The sequence below is a fragment of the Streptomyces sp. SID3212 genome (assembly GCF_009865405.1).
Classification (GTDB): Bacteria; Actinomycetota; Actinomycetes; order Streptomycetales; family Streptomycetaceae; genus Streptomyces.
Genome location: NZ_WWJY01001166.1, coordinates 1 through 720, shown reverse-complemented (window position 1 = coordinate 720; position 720 = coordinate 1). Strand labels below are relative to the sequence as shown.

General features: G+C 77.1%; 1 protein-coding gene. It reads right to left on the bottom strand.

Annotated features, from left to right (window positions below):
- On the bottom strand, positions 1 to 720 hold a 720-nt coding region (locus GT042_RS34625), incomplete at both ends, for a LysR family transcriptional regulator (protein WP_161312647.1).

Here is a 720-nt window from a genome sequence, read left to right as displayed (position 1 = left end):
GCCACACGGCCCGCAGTTCGCGGCGCAGCCCGATCCCGGTCACCGGCACGGCGACCAGGCGGCGGGCCGCCAGTTCCTCCGCCACCGCCAGTTCGCTCAGCACGCACGGCCCCACCCCGCCCATCACGGCCGCCTTCAGCGCGGTGGTGGACGCCAGCTCCAGCAGGGGCGCGGCGGGACCTCCGTACGGGGCAAGGGCGGCGTCCAGCACCTGGCGGTTGCCGGATCCCGGTTCCCGCAGGATCAGGCCGGTGGCGGCAAGTTCGGCGGGGTCGAGCGGGGCGCGGCGGCGGGCCCAGGGGTGGCCGGGCGCCGCCACCACGACCAGCCGGTCGTGCCCGATGACGGTGGCGTCGAGCCCCGCCGGTACGGTCGGGCCCTCCACGAAGCCGAGATCCGCCTCGTGGGCGAGAACGCGCGCGCCGACGCTGTCCGAGTTGCCCGCGTACAGGGAGACGGCCGTACCGGGACGGGCCCGGTGGAGCGCGATCAGCCAGCCGGGCAGCAGGTACTCGGCGATGGTCATGCTGGCGGCGACCCGCAGCCGCGAGTCGACGCGGGCCCGCAGCGCCTGCGCGCCCGCGTCGAAGGCCTCCGCCGACTCCACGACCCGCCGGGCCCACTCCGTGACGAGGATCCCCGCGTCGGTGAGCCGGGAGCCGCGCGGCGAGCGGTCCAGCAGCGCCACCCCGAGCCGCCGTTCCATGGCCTGGATCCGGC